We start from the raw sequence: 20,865 nt of genomic DNA, 5'->3' as shown, positions 1-20,865 counted from the left end.
GCCGTTTTTAACTGTATTTTCTTGGAATTTAACTGATTTCAGACTTGTTCATATAGTGCTGAATCTTGTTTCGCAACCATTGATGAGCCGAGTTCACATCGGTTCGTTTATGCCAAATCATGTATTGCTGCATTGGAAGAATTTCGAACGGCTGATCGAGCACTTGAAGTTGAAAGGCTTCAGCAAATTGATTGGCAAAATCACGTGATGTACTGCCTACACATTCCGAGCCTGACACCAACACACACATAGTCATCAACGAGTCACACTCTGCACTGACCTTTCTTTGCTTAATTGGAGATTTAGTGAAGTAATCTGCCGTATACAAGCGAGTACGGCGCATACGGAAAGTGATGTGTTTTTCGTTGTAATATTGCTCTTCGGTCACCGAACCATTGATTCTGGGATGTCCTTTTCTTGCTATCAGAACCAGTTCATCTTCAATCACAGGCTGCTTCATGTAGCCATTCACTTGTGGGTAGTGAATATCAATGGCTAAATCCGCCTGCTGCATGCTCAAGCTCTGCAACAACTCCTCTTCATTATTCGGCACCATATTAAATTCGATGGAGATATTACCCAGCGTATCATCCTGCTCAACAAGAGGCTGAAGCTTGGTTAAACCGATCTCATTGACCAGAATTCGAAACACATGATGTTGCTGATTATCGAACTGCTTTAGCGTGCTGACTGCGCTGGTTATCCCCTCTAAGGCGGGCTCTACTCGGTTTGCCAATTGCACCGCCGCATTGGTCGGAATGATCCCTCGCCCTTCGCGAATAAAGAGATCCGTATCAAGTTGAGATTGCAGTCGCTTTAATGCGCCGCTCACTCCGGGCTGAGTCATACCAAGGGATTCCGAGGCTAAGGTAATCGACTTTAATCGATACACTTCCAAGAACACGCTCAGTAAATTCAGGTCTAACTTTTCAACATCACTCACGGCTACTCTCCATGTTCGCTTGAGGTCGTATCGAGCATACGACAAGATTCAATTTTCAATAGGTCACTGATAAAGCGCACAACACATAACAGTTCGTGATGTGTTAAATAAAGCTTACTTTATTTTTTGCTATATGTGTTAGTCATACAATTCCCTCATCGAAACGAAATCTGAATTGAAGAGGCTCTAATGACAACTTCACGTACTTTCAAAAACGCATCCCTGTTCCTTGCAATCTCTCTTGCATTCCCATCCATTGCAGCGAACCACGACCATGCGCACTTTAGTGAGATTGGCGATCAAGGTGGCAAAGACGCGACCGAAATGACGGCACAAGCCAACCAAGAATTTGCGAAAACGCTCAACTTCTCAGACACGCGCGCCTTCGACAATAACAACAAAGGTCTGATCGCAAGCTTCGACCAAGAGACTGGCGACATCATCCGTAACAGCTTCAACTTTATCGAACCCAGTGTAGCCAACGCCGACAAAGCACCAGACTCCGTCAACCCGTCATTGTGGCGACAAGCGGTGCTGAACCAAGCTGCGGAAGGCCTATATGAAGTTGTCCCAGGTAAGGTTTACCAAGTACGTGGTGCCGATTTAGCGTCTATCTCTTTCATTCGCACTGACAACGGTTGGATCGCTTATGACGTTCTATTAACCAAAGAATCGGCTGAGAAGTCGCTTAAGTTCTTCCAGAAAAATGTGCCTGACGGCGGTCACTTACCTATCGTCGCGATGATCTATTCTCACTCGCACGCCGATCACTTTGGTGGCGCGAGAGCAATCAAAGAAGCTTACCCAGAAGTAAAAGTGTATGGCTCGAAAAATATCACCAAAGAAATCGTAGACGAAAACGTTCTGGCAGGTAATGCGATGTCTCGTCGTACTGCTTATCAATATGGTGCGACCCTGAATCGTCATGAGCACGGTATTGTGGATGCGGCACTCGCGAAAGGCCTATCGACAGGCACCATCACTTACGTATTGCCGGATTACGAACTGAACCACAACGAAGAAATTGAAACGCTGGTTATCGATGGCCTAGAAATGCAATTCATGGACGCATCGGGGACTGAAGCCGCCTCTGAAATGGTGACGTATATACCAAGCATGAAGGCGCTTTGGACAGGTGAGTTGACCTACCAAGGCATGCACAACCTCTACACGCTGCGCGGCGCAAAGGTGCGTGATGGTTTGAAGTGGTCTAAGAAAATCAACGAAATGTTGGTGACTTGGGGCGAAGAAACCGAGGTGCTGTTTGCTTCTCACTCGTCGCCAATCTGGGGCGAGCAAGAGATCTCTGATTACCTAAAAATGCAGCGTGACGCGTACGGCTTTACTCATAACCAAACCCTTCGCTTAGCGAATAACGGCGTGGTTTTGCAAGACATAGGTGACGAGATCTACAAAGTGATGCCAGACAGTATTCAACAATCTTGGCACACCAATGGTTATCACGGTACTTACTCACATAACGCTCGCGCAGTGTACAACATGTACCTTGGCTACTTCGACATGAACCCTGCGAACCTTAACCCTCTGCAAATTGAGCCGGAATCCGTCAAGTTTGTTGAATACATGGGTGGCAGCGATGCTGTGATTGAAAAAGCGCAGCAAGACTTTAAACAAGGTGAATACCGCTTTGTCGCGACTGCGTTGAACAAGGTTGTTCAAGCGGAACCAGAGAACAAAGTCGCACGTGGCTTACTGGCCGATACGTACGAGCAACTGGGGTACCAATCTGAAGGTGCGGGCTGGAGAAACATCTATCTGACGGGTGCTCAAGAGCTGCGTATCGGCACACAACCGGGCGCACCAAAAACGGCTTCTCCGGATGTATTGGCAAACATGACCATCGAGAACCTGTTGGATTACTTAGCGGTAAAAGTGGATTCGTTGAAGGCGCAAGACACGCCGTTCACCATGAACATTCAACTGCCTGACGTGAAAGAGTTCTACTACGTAGAGATGTCGAACGGCAACTTAAACAGCATTCAAGTGAGCGAACTACAAGAGGCTGACACCACATTGATCATCAATAAATCAGACGTGTCTGACATCGTGTTGAAAGAAACGACACTCAATAAGCTGTTAGAAGAAGGACAAGCAGGCGTGAAAGGCGACAAGTCGTCTTTGAACAAGCTACTGTCTTCACTGACAGAGGCTGACACCTCGTTTGAGATTGTCCCACGCCCGAATAAAGGCGAAGAAGTAGACGCTGAGCTATACCAAGATTCAGCTGTGCACGCTCATTAAACGCCCGATACATTAAACCGATAAAAACAACAGCAGTTAGCTAGAAAAAACGTTCTGTAAAGAACATAAAAACAAGCCCCAACCTTTGGTCGGGGCTTTCTTGTTTATTGTACGTAATTGGGTGATTTACTGCGTTTGACCATTCACTTCACAGTCCCAATAAGATGGCGAACCGTAATACTGAACGAAGTAATCGATAAAGACACGCACCTTAGGCGCAAGCAATTGAGCACTTGGGTATACCGCCCAAATTGCAGCCGCATCTTTCAACGGGTAATCCGGTAACACCTCAACCAATGTACCCTCAGCTAGCTGTTTGTAAGCAATCCATGACGCGCACATCGCAATGCCCAAACCATCAACACACACATCTCTTACCGCTTCACCATGATCAACGCGAATCGCGCCTTTTTTCTTGATAGTGACATCGCCTTCGAGCGTATCAAATGTCCAACCTTCTAAACCAGTTTGATTGATGCATTGATGCTGCTTGAGGTCTTCTGGCGTTTGAGGATAACCATGAGCAGCCAAGTATTCTGGCGACGCACACAAAATGCGTTTATCAGTCGAAAGCTTACGGGCGATCAGACTCGAGTTTTGCAGCTCAGCGTTACGAATTGCTACATCAAAGCCGCCATCAATCAAGTCGACGATTGAATCACTCAATGAAATATCGACCGACAAATCAGGATACTTAGCTAAGAAGCCTTTCAAGGCAGGCATAACATGCATTCGACCAAACGATGACGGAGCAGATATTCGTAATACACCTTTTGGCAATTCGTTACCCGTTCCGACCGACGCGACACCCGCCTCCACACTCAACAGAATTTGTTTAGCATGAGGGAGAAATGCCATGCCCTCTTCAGTAAGAGACACCTTTCGCGTGGTGCGATGCACAAGACGAGCACCAAGGCTCTCTTCCAGCTTGCCAATATGAATACTAGCAACCGGAGGCGACAACCCCAGCTCTTGTCCGGCTTGACTGATATTGTGCGTAGACGCGAGTCGCACAAACAATTTTAGATGTTCAATATTCATCAATATTTTTTAGCCCGCGCTGAGTGCACACTGCTTATTGGTAGCAGCTACACGAGGAATAATGTGAGTTTTAATATAGGCATGAAGCTTAAACCATGCAAAAGCGCCCGCTAAAACATTGGCGATGGTCGCAGCGATAACCGCATTGACCATATCTCCGGTTAGCGCCCCTAGCCATATCGCCGGAATGTAGAACACAAACAGGCGAGAGAAAGACACACTCAACGCTTTGCGAGGCACACCCAATGCATTGAACACCGACGCCACCAACATGCAAAGCCCCAGTGGCCCATAGCTAAATGGTATGAACAACAAAGTCACTTCAAACCAACTTCGAATGCTCTGCTCTTCTGAAATAACAGGAATAATCCAGCCACTAAAAATGGCTAACAGTGCCGCCATCGCGGTGTGGAAAACCAATAGGAATTTCGCTGTAGTATTCAATAATTCAGGGATTTTGCATCGCTGTTGAGCACCTAAGTAACGGCCTATCATTGGAGGAATCGACATGGTCAGAGCGAGTGAAAACACCAACATAAAGCTCTCGACACGTGCCAACAGGCTCCAAAAAGCCATCTCGCTTGTGCCGATTCGAGCAATCAAAAGCACAGAAACGAATGCGCTTACCGCAGGCAGAATCTGATTCGCTGTGGTAGGAATGACCGTCTTAACTAACTCGAAGGCATAGCCTCTGATCTGGTCGTTGCACGCACCATTAAAACCAAACCACCCTTTACCTCGTGATTTAACCAACATGTAAATCGCACCGAATGCATAGCCAATGCTGGACGCAATCGCTGCACCTGCAATGCCCATATCCAATCCAAAGATCAAAATAGGGTCGAGAATCAGGTTAATCACACTGGCTGCCAAAAACATGCTGCCCGTCGTTTTGGTATCACCGTTTGCTCGATAAACACAAGTTGCCAAATAAAGCGCTGCTACCGTCAGTGCACTGAACAACCACAGCGGCCAATACACATTAAAAATCGACAGCATAGATTGGTATTGCGCCTCAGACACATCATTAACGAACGATGCAAAAACAGAGTCGCCAAAAACCACCAACCCGATACAAATCAAAGCAATGATAGTGACACCAAAGCCAACTGATAGCGTGGCGATTGAGGTCGATTTTCGTTGCTATTTTGCTCCCACCGCCTGAGAAATAATAGACGTCGCTGCCACACCAATGCCCACTTGAACACCCGTAAATGCCGCCTGAAATGGCAACGTAATACCGTGAACCGCCAGCTCATTCACCCCAAGTTGACCGATAAAAATCGAGTCGACCAGTTGTACCATCATGATCGCAAACACACCCAACGTTAGGGGCAGCGTTTTATCAATAATAGTTTTCAAAGTCGCGGATCGCATCAACATAGGTCGGTTTACTCTCATCTGTTGTGTGGGGCATTCATGGCCTAGTTGAGCAGTATACGAAGCAAGAGTGAAATGATAAGAGCGCTAAAGGCTGAATGAGTTTTTAGTTTTCGTTAACAATCGAATTGGTAAGCATAATCAAAACAACAAGCCTAACGTAACACCTTGAATTTATGATAGTTAGCAACCAAAAGAACACTCTTAATAATTCGTTAATAGTGTTTCGTTTAATGGTTAATTGTTGGTTTGAGTATTCCTAGCTAGCCTGAATTTAGGCCGCATTCACCACCGAATAGGCTGAAATGAAATCTTTCAGAAGGAATATGGAAATGGCATATCAAGGTTATACAACGTTTAAAGCTCAAGCCGAAGATGGGATTCTTACCGTCACTTTTGACTTCGGTACTGTGAATGTTCAAGGGCAAGAGATGCTTGCCGATTTAAATGGCTTAGCGATGAGACTGGAACGTGACCGTGACATCAAGGTTGTGGTATTCCAATCAGCAAACCCTGAAATTTGGGTCTGTCACTACGACACCAATTTATTAAAAGACATGTCGACAGAAGCGGTATCTCGTGAAGAAGCGAAACTGCTCGACCTGCAATCTGTCTTAGAACGCATCAGCAAGCTCCCGCAAGCTACCATTGCCAAACTTGAAGGGTTCGCACGAGGCGGCGGCCATGAATTTGCACTGGCGTGTGACATGCGATTCGCTGCTCGTGGTAAGTACAAATTCATGCAAATGGAAGTGGGTATGGGTATCCTTCCTTGTGGTGGTGGCGCATCACGTATGGCTCGCCAAGTTGGCTTAGGTCGTGCACTCGAAATCATCCTAAGTGCTCGAGATTTTGATGCAGATGAGGCTGAAGCGTACGGCACCATCAACAAAGCTTTAGAGCCGGATGAAATCGGTGAATACGTTGATACGCTAGCGAAGCGAATTTCAAAATTCCCAGCTGAATCGATCAATGCATGTAAGCAAGCGGTGTACGAATCTATCGACAAACCCATCGAAGAGGCACTAAAAGCAGAAGCCTACTGGCTGTATCAAGCAACCAGCAAAACCCCTGCAGTTAAGCGTTTCCAAATAGCCGATGAACAAGGCTTAGAGCACGATATCGAAAACCAACGTAACTGGGAAACTCTGGTTATGAACGTCCAAGACATCAAATAGCTCGTTCACTTCTCTTATTTGGGTCAGCCGATAGCTGACCCATTTATCTTTAAATTAGCCGTTTTTTGTCCCATAGACTCACATTTGAGTCTTCAGCCTGTGAGCCAAATGCAACTATGTGTCATTAATCTTTGTTATAACGTTGTTCAAACTATTTTTTGAAGGATCAAAAATGCAAAAAATAATTCTGATCACAGGAGCCACAGATGGCATTGGTTTAGAGACCGCAAAAGCGCTGACTCAGCAAGGACACCACGTTCTCATTCATGGCCGAAACCCAGCCAAGGTCCACAAAGTCGTGACAGCTTTATCTCGCCTGTCTAAAAACGCCATCATCGAAAGCTACATCACAGATCTATCGACGCTCTCTGAAGTTGAGGCGCTCGCCACCCAAATCCAAAGCGACCACAAGCGACTCGATATACTCATCAACAACGCTGGCGTCTACAAGGTGTCGGACGTCACCACCCCAGATAATCTTGATGTGCGTTTTGTGGTGAACACCATTGCGCCGTATCTACTGACACAGAAGCTGCTCCCTCTTTTTGATGCGACTGGTCGTATCGTGAACCTATCTTCAGCAGCTCAAGCATCCGCAGATTTAGACGCACTGACTAGCCCAAATGCAGGCGAACTAGACGGCCCCGTTTACGCACAAAGTAAGTTAGCGCTAACGATGTGGTCTATTGAATTAGCCAATACCTTATCGAAAGAAGGCACTTCTGTTATTCCTGTAAACCCCGCCTCTTTCCTTGGCAGTAAATTAGTAAAAGATGCTTATGGCGTTGATGGCAACGATCTAGCGATTGGTGCCGATATTCTTTGTCGTGCTGCGCTCAGTGATGAGTTTGCCAACGCTTCTGGGAAATATTTTGATAATGACTCAGGGTTGTTTAAAGACCCTCATGCCGATGCATTGGATCCTGCCAAAACCCGACAACTGGTCGCGGTGCTTGACCAGTTACTCGAAGAGAAGTTGTGCGTCGCGCACTGATCATTAACTAGTAAAAACGACTACTAACACTTCTCAAACTATCCAAGCCGCAGTTCTATCTATCTAAACGAAGAACTGCGCGCTCATTCAATTATTAAAATTTCTTTAATACTGATTCCCTGCTTTGCCCAATTATCACCCAAGGTGCAGATTGTTAGACTTGTCCTCGTCGAAACAATACAGGCTAAGGCCGAGGAGCATTTATGCGTTTTGAAGGCAAAGTTTATCGTCCTTGGATGGAAGCAGAGAGCGTACTCATCCAGACAACATTGGGATGCAGTAACAACCAATGTACCTTCTGCACGATGTTTGATGATAAGCGTTTCAAAGTAAGAGAAATCAAAGACATCTTTGAAGATATTGATGCAGCAAGAAAGATCTACCCGCATGTAGAGTCTATCTTTTTGGTCGATGGTAACGTGATGGCAATCCGAACCGAGATGCTGATTTCGATTCTGGATTACATCAAAATTACCTTCCCAGAGATCAAAAATATTTCTCTGTATTCAGGCTTCAACGACTTCCGTCGTAAGAGCTTATCGGAACTAAAAGAGATTAAATCGGCAGGTTTAAGCATGGCGTATTCAGGCTTGGAGTCAGGCGACCCTATTGTTCTGGAGCGTATTCAAAAGCGCATGACACGTGAACACGCAATCGAAGGCATGAACCTAGCGCGTGAAGCCGACATAAAAGTACTGGCTTCATTTATCTTTGGCCTTGGTGGTCGTGAACGTTCAAAAGAACATGCGATTAATACCACCAGCTTGCTGAACATCATGCAGCCAGATGCGATTGCACCTATGGCTTTGGCGGTTCAACCGGGATCAGTATTAGAAAAAGAAGTGCAGCGCGGCGAATTTGTATTGCCAACACCATTGCAAATTCTAGAAGAAGAGAAGTACTTGCTCGAAAATCTGGAGGACTTCGATTGTTACTACTGGGGCGATCACGGGAACAACATCTCGCCAATGCGTGGCATGCTCCCTCAAGCGCGCAAGCCGTTTCTTGATAAAATTAATCAAGACATCGCGCATAACCCGATCACTAAGCAAAACGTAATTAAGACCTTTGCTTGGTAGTCGCTCGATTTGACTCATAACGATAAACGTAAACAAACTAAACGACAGGCGTTGCCACTCCATATTATGGAGTAATCAAAGTCCAGCAGCGCCTAACGTATCTCTTAGTTTTTAGATTCACAGCCCTACGCCAAAGCCGCTAACAACAAGTCAGTACTCGCTTCAACATGTGCTTCAATCTCTTGTTCTGTTGGTGCTGGCATTCCCATCAACACACCATCTCTAATACTCATCACCATACTAAGCCACAGATTTATCTTGGTTTTCGGCTCTTCAATATTGAATCGGTCATTGAAAAACTGCGTCAGCACTCGGTCGGTATCATCAGGGCCAACCTCCATAAAACGACTGACTAATTCAGGAGACTTGCTGCCCTCAGCGATGAGCAGCTTGAAGGTCGCAATGTGTTCACTAGAAAGATGAAACGCGACAAAGTCTTTTGCGAAACCCACCAATGCTTGTCGAGTATCTTCCTGTTGTAAATGCACCACCAACTTGTCGTCGGTTTGGCTGCCCATTTGTCTCAAGGTCGCTTCAAACAACACATCCTTAGACGAGAAATAGCGATAGAGCGTTTGCTTGGTCATTTTCGCTTCGCTGGCAACTCTGTCCATGCTGGTCTGCACATAGCCTTCTGCTAAGAATATGTCTTTAGCCGCTTTCAAAATCGCGAGTCGCTTCTTCTCTTTGTTCTGCTCAATCTTGCTCATTACTTCATCCACCTCAAAACACAGATCATACTTTAAAGTATGATTTGTGTTGACTCAACCAATTTTAAAAATCATACTCGCAAGTATGATTTATTGATAATGAAAAATTGGATAGAGAAATGACGACAATTAACCTCCCGAAAAATGAAGTAAGAAACACACGAACCTTCGGCTTCACCCTCGCAATTGCAGGCGCTGTATTAATGAGTATTGATCCGATATTCATTCGCTATGCTGGCGTAAGCGGCTTCGACACGGCCTTCTTGTTCGGTTTATTCAGCGCGATATCGATGCCGATCTTACTTAAGTTCAACGACAAACGTGGTATTCGAAAAGCTGTAGTCCAGAGTGGTTGGCCACTATTGGCGGCGGGTGTGCTTATGTTGGGCAGTGCGTCAGGCTTGGTGTTCAGCATCAAGATGACTTCAATCGCGAATACCTTTGTGATCCTCAGTGCAGCTCCTGCTGTGGCCGCTATTTTCAGTTGGTTAATCTTGAAGGAGGCCACCAGCCGCTCGACCTTAATTGCGATTGTGGCAGTAATGATCGGCATTACGATTGTCGTTTCAGGTTCGTTTTCTTCGGGTAATTGGATGGGCGATGCTTTGGCGGTGTTCGCGGTGACCTGCCTTTCAATGATGTTTACCTTGCTGCGTAAATATCAAGATGTCAGCCGATTGGCGAGTGTTGGCTTAGGTGGCTTGTTGCTAGCGGTTGTGATGTTTTTCTTCGCAACACCATCAAGCTATAGCGTTGAAACGTGGTTAATTATGGGCATGATGGGCTTGTTTACCGCTCCGGTTGGGCGTGTGCTTTCCATGGTTGCCACTCGCCACATTACCGCACCTGAAGTATCAATGACTCTGATGTTGGAGACTGTGTTAGCTCCGGCCTGGGCGTTTATCTTCTTCACCGAGATCCCACCAATGACCAGTATTATCGGTGGTGTGGTGATCCTGATTACGATCTTTATCTACACCTTCGTGACCATGAAAAATGATGACAAATAGGAGCTAAATATGTCTGCAGAACTGAAATTCATTGGCCGAATTACCACCCCTTATTATTCGGTTTCGGAGTGTCCAAATAACATTCAACCGGACAACGGCTCGATATGCCAAATCAAATTAGACGCTGAGTTCCAACAAGGTTTACTGGGTTTACACAGTGGCGACCACATCCTGATTCTCTATTGGCTAGAAGGCGCTAATCGCGATGAATTGATACAAAGCTGGGACGAGGAAACACCGACCAAAGGGACCTTCGCACTGCGTTCACCCCACAGGCCAAACCCGATAGGTGCAGCCGTATTGCCGATTGAGAACTTAGAAAATGGCACAGTGACCGTGAGAGGTTTAGATTGCTTGAACAACACACCGCTGTTGGATATTAAGCCTGCGATCTACAAAGAGCTGAGTGAATGCAAATAAAAAAGGCCAGTATCAACTGGCCCTTTCATTTTCTATCTATGCCGTTATCTATCGAACTATCTCGAACCGATAGCTCTAACTAATTCAGCAATTCCTTCCCAATCACCATTATCCATTTTGTCGGTAGGCACCATCCAAGTGCCACCACAAGCAACGACTGATTTTAGCACTAAGTAAGACTCTACGTTCGCGGGGCTCACACCACCTGTCGGCATAAAGTTAACTGGATAAACTGCCGTCAACGCTTTCAACATGGCAACACCACCAGATGGCTCTGCAGGAAAGAACTTAAGTGTTTTAAGGCCCATTTCCATTGCTTGCTCGACGAGGCTTGGATTGTTGACACCCGGAACAATCGCAACGCCACGCTGCTGACAGTACTTTACTGTTGTTGGATTTAAGCCAGGGCTCACAATAAAATCAACACCCGCGCCAATCGCAACATCCACCAGCTCTGTCGTTAGTACCGTACCAGCGCCAATCAATAGCTCAGGGTATGCTTCACGCATCAAACGAATAGACTCTGCTGCCGCTTCTGTTCGAAACGTGATTTCTGCGCAAGGTAAACCATTTTCAACCAACACTTTCGCAAGTGGTACAGCATGAGCAACGTCATTAATGGCGATCACCGGAACAATACGAATATCTCTGAGTCGCTCTTCAATTGTTTTCATTATTCATTTCTCTCATTATCAAACAGATAAGTTAAGCCAAGTCGCTGCCGTTACTTGCGATCACTTTTTTATACCAATGGAACGACTTTTTAGGAATACGATTTAACGTACCATTGCCTAGGTTGTCTCTATCCACATAAATAAAGCCGTAGCGCTTACTCATTTCGCCAGTCGACGCTGCGACCAAATCAATACAACCCCAAGGTGTGTAGCCCATAAGTGGAACACCGTCTTCCATCGCTTCATGCATCGCAACAATGTGCTGACGGAGATAATCGATACGGTAGTCATCGTTCACTTCCCCCTTGTCATCTAAGGTGTCACGAGCGCCTAAGCCGTTCTCAACCAAGAAAAGCGGTTTCTGGTAACGATCGTATAGAGTATTCATCGTAATACGAAGGCCGGTAGGGTCTATCACCCACCCCCAATCACTTGCTGGCAGGTGAGGGTTTTTGATTGACTTAACAACGTTCGCCGCGCTGGTGTTACCCGAATTCATGTCGGCAGAAGCACAGCGTGAAGCGTAATAACTGAACGATATGAAATCGACGGTATTCTTGAGAATTTCGAAATCTTCTTCTTGTGTTTCAAGCACCACACCTTTGTTATCAAACACTTTTTGAGCATAAGATGGGTAGTAACCACGCGATTGAACATCAATAAAGAACAAGTTCTCACGATCTTTTTCCATCGCCATAAGCACATCTTCTGGCTTACATGAATATGGATAGAAGTTGCCACCCGCCAGCATACAGCCCACTTGGTTTTGCTCGTCCACTTCATGGGCAATCTTGGTTACTAAAGCGCTTGCTACGAGCTCATGGTGAGCAGCTTGGTATTTCACTTGATCGTGATTTTCGCCTTCTTGGAACAACAATCCAGCACCAGAAAACGGGCTTGCCAGTAAGATATTAATCTCATTAAAGGTTAGCCAATACTTCACCAAACCTTTGTAGTTCTCGAAACAGGTTCTTGCGTAACGGCTAAAGAATTCAATCATCTTACGATTGCGCCACGAACCATACTCATTCACCAAGTGCATTGGCACATCGAAATGGCACAAGGTAACTAGTGGCTCAATACCGTATTTCTTACACTCTTCAAAAACATCACGGTAAAAATCTAAACCGGCTTGGTTCGGCTCTAGCTCATCACCTTTTGGAAAGATTCGGCTCCATGCGATGGATACGCGGAACACTTTAAATCCCATCTCTGCCAGTAAGGCGATGTCTTCTTTGTAACGGTGATAAAAGTCTATCGCGTTATGGCTTGGGTAGAACTCGTCTTCGCTGAGCGTCACCTTATCGACCTGACCAAGCTTAATTGGCATGCGGTTCTCACCGTAAGGGATCATATCTACGGTTGTTAGGCCTTTACCACCTGCTAAGTGAGCGCCTTCAGACTGGTTTGCAGCAATAGCGCCACCCCATAAGAAATCTTCGGGAAATTGAATGTTTGACATCGAACACCTCGGAAACAATAAAAGTCACCTTACGATGAAGTGAGGTGACTGAATAAATTAATCAATTCTAATTAAGAAGCAGATACCACTGTGGTCTTCTCTTCTGCCTTACCAGCTTCTTTCTTTGCTGACTCTGAAGTTGCTTTCTCATCGGCATCATCTTCTGGAATATCTTCAAAACCTAAAACTAGAGTTAGAACAAATGACAGCACAATGGATAATGCGATCAGACCGAACACCCAAACGATACTCATCGGGTCATTCACATCGAAGAACTGAACGCTCGTAAACAGACTTGGTGCTGCCATCGAGTGACTCGCAAGACCACCCATGCCTGCCAATGCACCAACGATGAAACCAGTAATCATTGTTGCGATAAGTGGGCGTTTAAGACGGACAAGCACACCGTACAAAGCAGGCTCAGAGATACCGGCGAAGATAGCTGAAGCACCCGCGGCTAATGATGTCTGCTTTAGTGCGCTGTTTTTGGTTTTGTAAGCAACAGCCAGACACGCGCCACCCATACCAAGGTTGGCACCGATTTCTGAAGGCATAACCATACCTTCACGACCAGTCTCGGCAATGGTTTGAATAATCGTTGGAGTAAATACACGGTGCATACCAGTAAGAACAAGTAGTGGCCACAATGCCCCCATGATAGCAACCGACAACCAACCTAATGTGTCATGAATTGTGTAAACAAGCGCTGAAAGTGCAGTACCTACCCAAATACCAAATGGACCGATAAGTACGATAGCAATCGGAGCTGCAATCAATACGATCAACATAGGTTTCAGGAAGTTTTTAGTCACGGCAGGGGTAATGTTATCTACCCAGCGTTCTATGTAAGAAAGAGCCCAAGTCATTACAAGAACAGGAATAACCGTGTAGGTGTATTTTACTGACGTGATCGGGATACCGAAGAAATCAACGTGCTTGCCTTCTGCAGCTTGCGCCATCAATTCCATAAAGTTCGGGTGAATCAAGACGCCAGCAATCGCAATGGAAAGAGACATATTGGTCTTGAATTTGATCGATGCAGAAGCGGCAACCATAACCGGTAAGAAGAAGAATGCACCATCGCCAATCGCTTTCAGAATAAGTAAAGTTGGCGCATTCGGCTCAACCCAGCCCAGCATCTCAAGTACCATGGCGAGCAGTTTGACCATTGAAGCGCCAATGATTGCAGGGATAAGAGGAGACATGGTACCAACCAGTGCGTCCAACATTTTCGCACCAATTGACTTAGCCGTTAGCTTCTCTTTTTTAGCAGGAACCTCTGACTCAGATACAGTGGATAGCTCACAAAGCGCCATCACTTCTTTGTATGCATACGATACCTCGTTGCCAATGATAACCTGTACTTTGTCTCCATTATCAACAACACCCATAACACCTTTAAGTGTTTTCAGCTTGCTGATGTCGACGCCATCTTGGCTGTGTAAAACGAATCGTAGTCGAGTCATGCAGTGTGTTAGAGCAGCGACATTTGCCTTGCCCCCAAGATGCTCAACAACAGATTTCGCAATTGCGCGGTAATCGTTGGCCATGTTATCCCCCAAAGCTCTTTCTAGTGATATTTAAACGCGAAATATAGTGAGATGTGACCATGTTTGAGTCAATTCGTCGCAAAAAACAATCTCAGTAGTTGTGAATTGTTGTTTTGTGTTCTTCATCACACTTCCTTAAGTTACCGGTAACATGTTACCGATAACACTTATAAGATAAAGCCATATTTACAAGCGATGTTCAAAATTGAGATCACGCGCAAATTTGTTAAGAGGATTGAGTTATGGCTGGTAGTAGTGTCATCGTCATGGGAGTCAGTGCTTGCGGGAAAAGCACGGTAGGCGAGCAGTTGGCAAAAAAACTTGGGCGTAAGTTTATTGATGGTGACGACCTTCATCCTCGAGCAAACATTCAAAAAATGGCGTCAGGCCAACCTCTTAATGATGATGACCGTATCCCATGGCTGGAGCGTGTTAGTGACGCGGCTTACAGCCTAGAAAGTAAAAATGAACACGGCATTATTGTGTGTTCTGCATTAAAGAAAAAATACCGTGACCAAATTCGTAAAGGAAATAAGAACATCACTTTTCTATTCCTCGATGGGGATATCGACCTGATTTTGCAACGCATGCGTCAGCGTCAAGGTCACTTCATGAAAGAGAATATGATCAAGAGCCAATTCGAAACGCTAGAAAGACCTGACAATGAACCCGACACTGTGGTGATTAGCATTAACGGTGATATTAACAATGTCGTTGATTGCGCTGCGATTGTGCTCTCGATGACCGATGAGGCAATCGCATGACCCACCCTATGATCCAAGCCGTAACCCAAAGGCTGCTTGCTCGAAGCCAAACTGCTCGTCAAGAGTTTCTAAACAGAACCCAACAGCAAGCCTCTGCAGGTAAGGGGGGAACAGGGCTCTCTTGCGGTAACTTGGCTCATGCCGTTGCGGCTTCTTGTTCCGATGAGAAACGCTCCATCCTAGATCTGACCAAATCTAATGTGGCGTTAATCAGCTCTTACAACGATATGTTAAGTGCCCACCAACCGTATCAACACTATCCTGATCAGATCAAAAAGACGTTAGCTAAGTTCGGCCACACGTCTCAAGTAGCGGGTTGTGTTCCTGCAATGTGCGATGGAGTAACTCAAGGGCAACCAGGAATGGATATGTCTTTGTTTTCAAGGGATTTGATTGCTCAATCGACGGCTCTTTCACTTAGCCACAACGTTTTTGATTCAACACTGCTACTTGGAATTTGCGATAAAATCGCCCCGGGGCAGTTAATGGGCGCACTCTCTTTTGCGCATCTGCCCACGGCATTTGTTCCAGCAGGATTGATGGCAACCGGTATTAGCAACGAAGAGAAAGTACACGTCCGCCAAGAGTATGTTGCTGGTAAAGTAGGTAAAAATGCTTTATTGGATATGGAGTGCAACGCTTATCACTCCGCTGGCACATGTACATTTTACGGCACGGCAAATACCAATCAGCTCGTATTTGAAGCAATGGGGTTGATGCTGCCGGGTTCTGCGTTTATTCACCCTGACTCTGAATTGCGCGCGTCACTGACTCAGCATGCTGCAATCGAAATCGCCTCGATGACACCGCAAGCTTCAAACTTCCGACCGCTATCTGATGTCTTTACAGAAAAAAGTCTAATTAACGGCATCGTAGCCTTACTCGCATCGGGCGGAAGCACAAACCATAGTATTCATATGGTCGCGGTCGCCCGAGCAGCAGGATTTATTCTTACCTGGCAAGACATCAGTGACCTATCCGATGTGGTGCCGTTACTTGCTAAAGTCTATCCAAATGGCCCTGCCGACATGAACGCGTTCCAAGCTGCAGGAGGGGTCCCCGCACTGCTACGTCGATTAAACCAAGCGAATTTACTGCACCGAGATGTCATACCTACCTTTGGCTCGTTTGAAGATCAAATGAGTATTCCAGAGCTGGAAAATGGAAAGCTAACGTGGAAAAAGTGCGAGCAGTCGGCAGACGCAGAGGTAATTGCAGGTCCAGAACAAGTATTCCAAAGCACAGGCGGAACGCGAGTCCTTTCAGGGAACCTTGGCAATGCGGTCATTAAAGTATCAGCGGTCGCCGAAGAACAGCGTGTAATAGAAGCGCCTGCAGTGGTGTTCGATTGCCAACACAAGGTGGAAGCTGCCTACCAAAGAGGTGAACTCAACAAAGATTGCATTGTAGTGGTGATAAACAATGGCCCGGCAGCAAATGGGATGCCAGAACTGCACAAACTCATGCCGATTCTAGGCAATGTACAGAAACAAGGGTTTAAAGTGGCTCTGGTTACCGATGGTCGCCTTTCCGGAGCCTCAGGAAAGATTCCATCCGCGATTCATGTCTCACCAGAGGCTATTCGAGGCGGAACCATTGGGCTTGTTCGCGAAGGTGATATCCTGCGCTTAGATTGCGCGAGTGGCGTACTCAATAACCTCAACGACATGCAGTCTCGTCAAGCGAAGGGGTTTGAAGCAGACGTCAACCAACAAACCATGGGGCGCAACCTATTTAGCGTGATGCGCCAAAGCGTTTCGAGTGCAGAACAAGGGGCGAGTTTTATCGTCTAACGTTTTATCGTCTAACTGTGTTATCGCTTAAATGTAAAAGCAAAGGGGCATTATTTCGATGCCCCTTTCAGTTTCCACCATACTTGGCTAAACACTTTCGCCATCAGTGATGCGATAGCCCATATCCACTATCGTTTCCGTGACTGGTTCACCTTTCAAGCGAGCAAGCAGTAGCTCGGCACTTTTCTTCCCCATCTCATAACGTGGAGTATCTACACTGGTCAGTTTTGGGCGTATGGTTTGGCCAATATCCAAAGCGTTATAACCGACGACTGCAAGTTGTTTAGGTACTTCGATTCCACGTTGCTGTGCAATTAGCAAGGTACCTATTGCAATGTCATCATTGGTACAGAACACGCCATCAAGATCTGGGTAATCCGCAAGAGCACGATCAAGCAGATCTTCTGCCAAAGAGAAGTTTGAGTGTTGTTCGGTCAATACATGCTTAGGTTCAAGTCCGGCCTCGTGCATCGCTTTATCATAGCCTTGCAAACGCAGCTTAGTTCGCGCATCCAATCGAGCGCCAAAGTAAGCAATAGAACGTTTACCGGCTTCAATCATGCGCTTCACGACATGGTAAGAAGCATCAATATGGTCCAAGCCAACAACCATATCGATCGGGTTCGTCGGCAGTTCCATCGTTTCAACAACAGAAACACCTGAATTCTTGATCATCTGTAACGTGCGGGGGGTGTGGTGGCTTTCCGTCAATATCAACCCATCAACGTGATACGAAAGCAACGAAGCAATTTTTTCCTCTTCTTCCACAGCATCATAGCTAAAGTGAGCAAGCAACGTCTCGTAGCCGTTCTCTTTGGTCACCGTTTCGATACCTTGAACAAACGCGGCAAATATTTGGTTTGATAGTGACGGGAGTAAGATCCCGATCGCCTTACTCGACGACTTGGATAGCATAGCGGGCGCTTTGTTTTCGATGTATCCCATCTCTTCAATAACCGCAGCAATTTTCACGCGAGTTTTGGCCGCTACCGAATCAGGGTTGCGCATATAACGAGAGACGGTCATCTTTGTGACCCCCACTTTATCTGCAACATCTTGAAGTGTGGTTCGAGTTTTCTTCTGTTGTTCTGTCATAACTATTTGAACTCTTTATTATGTTACAAGTAACATTATAAAGTTCTCACTCCCTTAAGTTCAACCCATAAGTTCCATCGACACATAGAATTGAAATGGTTCATCCCCAGAGAAGCTAGTATTGCGTTTGCAAATGACTCCCACTAAGCGTGCTTGATGAAGGCTTGGCTTAACTGCTGAAAGAGTGAGTCTACGTTGGGCAGGGGTGTCACATGCGCAGACAACAGCGTATGAACCTGCGCATCCACAACGGTCGGGTTGTCGCAAATTTGATTGTAAAAGTTCACGGGCGCAACGATGTTTTCTAAATCAGCATCTAACAAAATACAGGCTTGCGAAAGTACGATTTGACCGCCCCCTCTTTTCAGTAAAACGCGCTGAGCAGTACCCACTACTTTTTGTTTATTGATATTGAGGTTGTAGTCACCATCACAATAAGAACCGGGAGTTGCGTGTACATCCACATCAACGCCTAACTCTTTAAAAAAATGAGTTAATACATCACATAAATGCAGATACGCTTTTTGGATATTGTAGGCTTCATCACGAGGCCAATGGTAAATGTGCGATAGGTTAATGATACCCGGCAATTGGGGAACGGGAGCGCCACCGGTTTTTCGTGAGGTGAGTTGCCAGCCTTGTTCCGCGAGTTGTTTTCTAGACTCTAACGTCACTGGCCACTTTTTACCCGCAGGCAAAACGAGTGTCGGCGTTTTTGCTTGCCAAAGCATTAAGGCTTGTCCAATCTCACCGGCCTGTATCTTCTGCAATAACTCAGCTTCTTTTTCAAACGCACGATCAACATCAATGTGCGGGTAACGTACGAGTTTATTCGTTAACTTCAATGCACTTTTCCTCTACAGATTGTGGTGATCTAATATCTAACTTTCTGAAATGATTGATAGATAAACATATCTCCTAAACCCAATGCAGCATAGCACCAATTACCTCTCCCACCCGTTTTCCTTTTGTTATTGAGATGTATTGATTTAACTAAACCACTTCCACTTTGATGGCTTCTGTCTGACAAGGTTGTCTGATATGGTGGCGGCAGAACTTCAGCAATTGTTTAGATAGTATTGAATATGAAAACACTAACCATACTTGATGGCGGCATGGGCCGAGAACTCAAAGAAATTGGCGCGCCATTCTCACAGCCTCTTTGGAGCGCTCAAGCGCTGATTGAAGCACCCGAATTTGTCAGCCAAGCGCATCAAAACTTTGTCGATGCAGGCGCTGAAATCCTGATCACCAATAGCTATGCGTGTGTGCCTTTTCACTTGGGTGAAGAGCTGTTCGAGCAACGAGGCTTTGCGCTAGCGGCACTGTCTGGTGAATTGGCTAAAGCGGTTGCTGACAATGCCCCTCACACAGTACGCGTTGCAGGAGCAATTCCGCCGCCATTTGGTAGCTACCGACCTGACTTGTTCAAGGTAGAAGCAGCGGCGCCAATCATTCAAACCCTTTACGATGCTCAAGATCCAAACATCGACCTTTGGATCGCGGAAACGATTTGTAGCCTGCAAGAATTCGAATCCATTCATGCAGTACTCAAGCAATCAAATAAGCCGTGTTACTACGCATTCAGTTTGGAAGACACCAAGGGCGATTCCGCCAATATTCGTTCTGGTGAGCGCGTAACAGACGCCATCAAACTGGCCTGCCAATCCAACGCGACAGGCATTATGTTTAATTGTTCGGTACCTGAAGTGATGGATCAAGCCATCATCGATGCTAAAAAAGTAATTGATGAACTAGGCTGTGATCTGGAAATCGGTGTCTATGCGAACAACTTTGCGCCGATCAGCAACGAACATGAAGCCAATGACATGCTTCAAGAGATGCGTGAGTTGGATGGCCAAGGTTACTTAGTTTACGCAAAACGTTGGCACGCACTGGGTGCGAATATCGTCGGTGGATGTTGTGGTATTGGGCCAAAACACATTAGAGCTTTGGCGGACTGGAAATTAAGTGACGTTGAGCCAAACTAATAATTCGTGTTGTTGATAACATCGAACAATCTAAACTCAATTTATAAATCAAACGGTTAAAGCATGAAACTACTTCTAAAGAGCTCAATACTGTCTCTATGCGTTCTATCATTCCATGGTTTTGCGAGTTCGCAGTGTGGTGACTTATCCGGCTGTGAGAGAAAAAGCTGTGAAATCGAATATCAAATAGACAAAGCAAAGGAATACGGTAATCAACACAAGGTTGATGGCTTAACCAAAGCACTAAAAGAAGTAAAAGCTAACTGCACCAATGATAGTTTGAAAGACAAAATCGCTGAAAAAATAGAATCCAGTGAAGAAGATCTCGCTGAATACCGAGAAGATCTCGAAGAAGCGAAACAGTCTGGTAAGACTCAGAAAGTGAAAAAGTACCAACGTAAAATCGAAGACGAACTTGAAGAGCGTGACCGTTTAATGGAAGAGCTGTCTGAGATCCAATAAGCATCGCAACGCTTCATCGATGTATCTACTTTCTACTTGTCAGTCTGACTTCACGCA

General features: G+C 45.8%; 18 protein-coding genes and 1 pseudogene. 10 read left to right on the top strand and 9 right to left on the bottom strand.

Annotation, left to right across the window (positions count from 1 at the left end; genetic code table 11):
• Positions 1–28 precede the first annotated feature (28 nt).
• Positions 29–943, bottom strand: coding sequence for a LysR family transcriptional regulator (locus tag QUF19_RS21015; RefSeq protein ID WP_286303070.1), 915 nt, complete (start codon positions 941–943; stop codon positions 29–31).
• 189 nt (positions 944–1,132) lie between these two features.
• Here QUF19_RS21015 and QUF19_RS21010 point away from each other — a divergent pair, with 189 nt between their 5' ends.
• Positions 1,133–3,205, top strand: coding sequence for an alkyl/aryl-sulfatase (locus QUF19_RS21010; protein WP_286303069.1), 2,073 nt, complete (start codon positions 1,133–1,135; stop codon positions 3,203–3,205).
• A gap of 126 nt (positions 3,206–3,331) precedes the next feature.
• On the opposite strand, the gene QUF19_RS21005 is transcribed toward QUF19_RS21010, so the two are convergent.
• On the bottom strand, positions 3,332–4,246 hold the full coding sequence (locus tag QUF19_RS21005) for a LysR family transcriptional regulator (RefSeq protein ID WP_286303066.1): 915 nt from the start codon (positions 4,244–4,246) through the stop codon (positions 3,332–3,334).
• Positions 4,247–4,255: 9 nt separating this feature from the next.
• Positions 4,256–5,629, bottom strand: a pseudogene (locus QUF19_RS21000) (MATE family efflux transporter).
• A gap of 329 nt (positions 5,630–5,958) precedes the next feature.
• Between QUF19_RS21000 and QUF19_RS20990 the strand changes: the two are divergent.
• The 3 genes from QUF19_RS20990 (at position 5,959) to QUF19_RS20980 (ending at position 8,877) form a co-directional block, all read left to right on the top strand.
• The gene (locus QUF19_RS20990; protein ID WP_239847526.1) at positions 5,959–6,804 is read left to right on the top strand and encodes an enoyl-CoA hydratase/isomerase family protein; all 846 of its coding nucleotides are present in this window, start codon (positions 5,959–5,961) and stop codon (positions 6,802–6,804) included.
• A gap of 172 nt (positions 6,805–6,976) precedes the next feature.
• Positions 6,977–7,798: an SDR family NAD(P)-dependent oxidoreductase gene (locus tag QUF19_RS20985; protein ID WP_286303056.1), complete on the top strand. Its 822-nt coding sequence runs from the start codon at positions 6,977–6,979 to the stop codon at positions 7,796–7,798.
• 203 nt (positions 7,799–8,001) lie between these two features.
• The gene (locus QUF19_RS20980; RefSeq protein ID WP_286303054.1) at positions 8,002–8,877 is read left to right on the top strand and encodes a radical SAM protein; all 876 of its coding nucleotides are present in this window, start codon (positions 8,002–8,004) and stop codon (positions 8,875–8,877) included.
• A 125-nt stretch (positions 8,878–9,002) separates the two neighbouring features.
• Here the strand turns inward: QUF19_RS20980 and QUF19_RS20975 are convergent, their stop codons facing one another.
• Positions 9,003–9,587, bottom strand: coding sequence for a TetR/AcrR family transcriptional regulator (locus QUF19_RS20975; protein WP_286303052.1), 585 nt, complete (start codon positions 9,585–9,587; stop codon positions 9,003–9,005).
• A gap of 119 nt (positions 9,588–9,706) precedes the next feature.
• Here QUF19_RS20975 and QUF19_RS20970 point away from each other — a divergent pair, with 119 nt between their 5' ends.
• Together QUF19_RS20970 and tsaA are read left to right on the top strand one after the other, a co-directional pair.
• Positions 9,707–10,597: a DMT family transporter gene (locus QUF19_RS20970; RefSeq protein ID WP_286303050.1), complete on the top strand. Its 891-nt coding sequence runs from the start codon at positions 9,707–9,709 to the stop codon at positions 10,595–10,597.
• Positions 10,598–10,606: 9 nt separating this feature from the next.
• Entirely contained in the window at positions 10,607–11,017 is a 411-nt protein-coding gene (gene tsaA / locus QUF19_RS20965; RefSeq protein WP_286303047.1) for a tRNA (N6-threonylcarbamoyladenosine(37)-N6)-methyltransferase TrmO, read from the top strand.
• A 56-nt stretch (positions 11,018–11,073) separates the two neighbouring features.
• Here tsaA and QUF19_RS20960 read toward each other — a convergent pair whose 3' ends face one another.
• The 3 genes from QUF19_RS20960 to ascF all read right to left on the bottom strand — a co-directional run bounded on the left by QUF19_RS20960 (position 11,074) and on the right by ascF (position 14,703).
• A complete protein-coding gene (locus QUF19_RS20960; protein ID WP_286303045.1) occupies positions 11,074–11,691 on the bottom strand; it encodes a bifunctional 4-hydroxy-2-oxoglutarate aldolase/2-dehydro-3-deoxy-phosphogluconate aldolase in 618 nt (205 codons plus the stop codon).
• Between the two features lie 31 nt (positions 11,692–11,722).
• A complete protein-coding gene (ascB, locus tag QUF19_RS20955; protein WP_286303043.1) occupies positions 11,723–13,153 on the bottom strand; it encodes a 6-phospho-beta-glucosidase in 1,431 nt (476 codons plus the stop codon).
• A 71-nt stretch (positions 13,154–13,224) separates the two neighbouring features.
• Positions 13,225–14,703: a PTS cellobiose/arbutin/salicin transporter subunit IIBC gene (gene ascF / locus QUF19_RS20950; protein ID WP_286303041.1), complete on the bottom strand. Its 1,479-nt coding sequence runs from the start codon at positions 14,701–14,703 to the stop codon at positions 13,225–13,227.
• Between the two features lie 242 nt (positions 14,704–14,945).
• Here ascF and QUF19_RS20945 point away from each other — a divergent pair, with 242 nt between their 5' ends.
• A complete protein-coding gene (locus QUF19_RS20945) occupies positions 14,946–15,467 on the top strand; it encodes a gluconokinase (protein ID WP_286303039.1) in 522 nt (173 codons plus the stop codon).
• The gene (gene edd, locus QUF19_RS20940; protein ID WP_286303037.1) at positions 15,464–17,260 is read left to right on the top strand and encodes a phosphogluconate dehydratase; all 1,797 of its coding nucleotides are present in this window, start codon (positions 15,464–15,466) and stop codon (positions 17,258–17,260) included. The genes QUF19_RS20945 and edd overlap by 4 nt, the downstream gene beginning before the upstream one ends.
• An 87-nt stretch (positions 17,261–17,347) precedes the next feature.
• Here the strand turns inward: edd and QUF19_RS20935 are convergent, their stop codons facing one another.
• Together QUF19_RS20935 and QUF19_RS20930 are read right to left on the bottom strand one after the other, a co-directional pair.
• Positions 17,348–18,355 (bottom strand): substrate-binding domain-containing protein, encoded by a 1,008-nt coding sequence (locus tag QUF19_RS20935; protein ID WP_286303035.1) that lies wholly within the window; start codon positions 18,353–18,355, stop codon positions 17,348–17,350.
• A 143-nt stretch (positions 18,356–18,498) separates the two neighbouring features.
• A complete protein-coding gene (locus QUF19_RS20930; RefSeq protein ID WP_286303020.1) occupies positions 18,499–19,200 on the bottom strand; it encodes a lipoate--protein ligase family protein in 702 nt (233 codons plus the stop codon).
• 240 nt (positions 19,201–19,440) lie between these two features.
• On the opposite strand from QUF19_RS20930, the gene QUF19_RS20925 reads away from it, so the two are divergent.
• Entirely contained in the window at positions 19,441–20,346 is a 906-nt protein-coding gene (locus QUF19_RS20925) for a homocysteine S-methyltransferase family protein (RefSeq protein ID WP_286303018.1), read from the top strand.
• Positions 20,347–20,409: 63 nt separating this feature from the next.
• The gene (locus tag QUF19_RS20920) at positions 20,410–20,808 is read left to right on the top strand and encodes a DUF1090 domain-containing protein (protein WP_286303017.1); all 399 of its coding nucleotides are present in this window, start codon (positions 20,410–20,412) and stop codon (positions 20,806–20,808) included.
• The last annotated feature ends 57 nt before the right edge of the window (positions 20,809–20,865 follow it).

Origin of the sequence: Vibrio sp. FE10, from assembly GCF_030297155.1 — a bacterium.
GTDB classification, from domain to species: Bacteria; Pseudomonadota; Gammaproteobacteria; order Enterobacterales; family Vibrionaceae; genus Vibrio; species Vibrio apostichopi.
Note: the sequence above shows the minus strand (reverse complement) of the source record. Positions and strands in the feature narration are given on the sequence as shown.

Bases quoted from the DNA above. Each gene is read 5' to 3' on its own strand.
- QUF19_RS21010 (WP_286303069.1), top strand. From the start codon at position 1,133: ATGACAACTTCACGTACTTTCAAAAACGCATCCCTGTTCCTTGCAATC.
- QUF19_RS21005 (WP_286303066.1), bottom strand. From the start codon at position 4,246: ATGAATATTGAACATCTAAAATTGTTTGTGCGACTCGCGTCTACGCAC.
- QUF19_RS20990 (WP_239847526.1), top strand. From the start codon at position 5,959: ATGGCATATCAAGGTTATACAACGTTTAAAGCTCAAGCCGAAGATGGG.
- QUF19_RS20985 (WP_286303056.1), top strand. From the start codon at position 6,977: ATGCAAAAAATAATTCTGATCACAGGAGCCACAGATGGCATTGGTTTA.
- QUF19_RS20980 (WP_286303054.1), top strand. From the start codon at position 8,002: ATGCGTTTTGAAGGCAAAGTTTATCGTCCTTGGATGGAAGCAGAGAGC.
- QUF19_RS20975 (WP_286303052.1), bottom strand. From the start codon at position 9,587: ATGAGCAAGATTGAGCAGAACAAAGAGAAGAAGCGACTCGCGATTTTG.
- QUF19_RS20970 (WP_286303050.1), top strand. From the start codon at position 9,707: ATGACGACAATTAACCTCCCGAAAAATGAAGTAAGAAACACACGAACC.
- tsaA (WP_286303047.1), top strand. From the start codon at position 10,607: ATGTCTGCAGAACTGAAATTCATTGGCCGAATTACCACCCCTTATTAT.
- QUF19_RS20960 (WP_286303045.1), bottom strand. From the start codon at position 11,691: ATGAAAACAATTGAAGAGCGACTCAGAGATATTCGTATTGTTCCGGTG.
- ascB (WP_286303043.1), bottom strand. From the start codon at position 13,153: ATGTCAAACATTCAATTTCCCGAAGATTTCTTATGGGGTGGCGCTATT.
- ascF (WP_286303041.1), bottom strand. From the start codon at position 14,703: ATGGCCAACGATTACCGCGCAATTGCGAAATCTGTTGTTGAGCATCTT.
- QUF19_RS20945 (WP_286303039.1), top strand. From the start codon at position 14,946: ATGGCTGGTAGTAGTGTCATCGTCATGGGAGTCAGTGCTTGCGGGAAA.
- edd (WP_286303037.1), top strand. From the start codon at position 15,464: ATGACCCACCCTATGATCCAAGCCGTAACCCAAAGGCTGCTTGCTCGA.
- QUF19_RS20935 (WP_286303035.1), bottom strand. From the start codon at position 18,355: ATGACAGAACAACAGAAGAAAACTCGAACCACACTTCAAGATGTTGCA.
- QUF19_RS20925 (WP_286303018.1), top strand. From the start codon at position 19,441: ATGAAAACACTAACCATACTTGATGGCGGCATGGGCCGAGAACTCAAA.
- QUF19_RS20920 (WP_286303017.1), top strand. From the start codon at position 20,410: ATGAAACTACTTCTAAAGAGCTCAATACTGTCTCTATGCGTTCTATCA.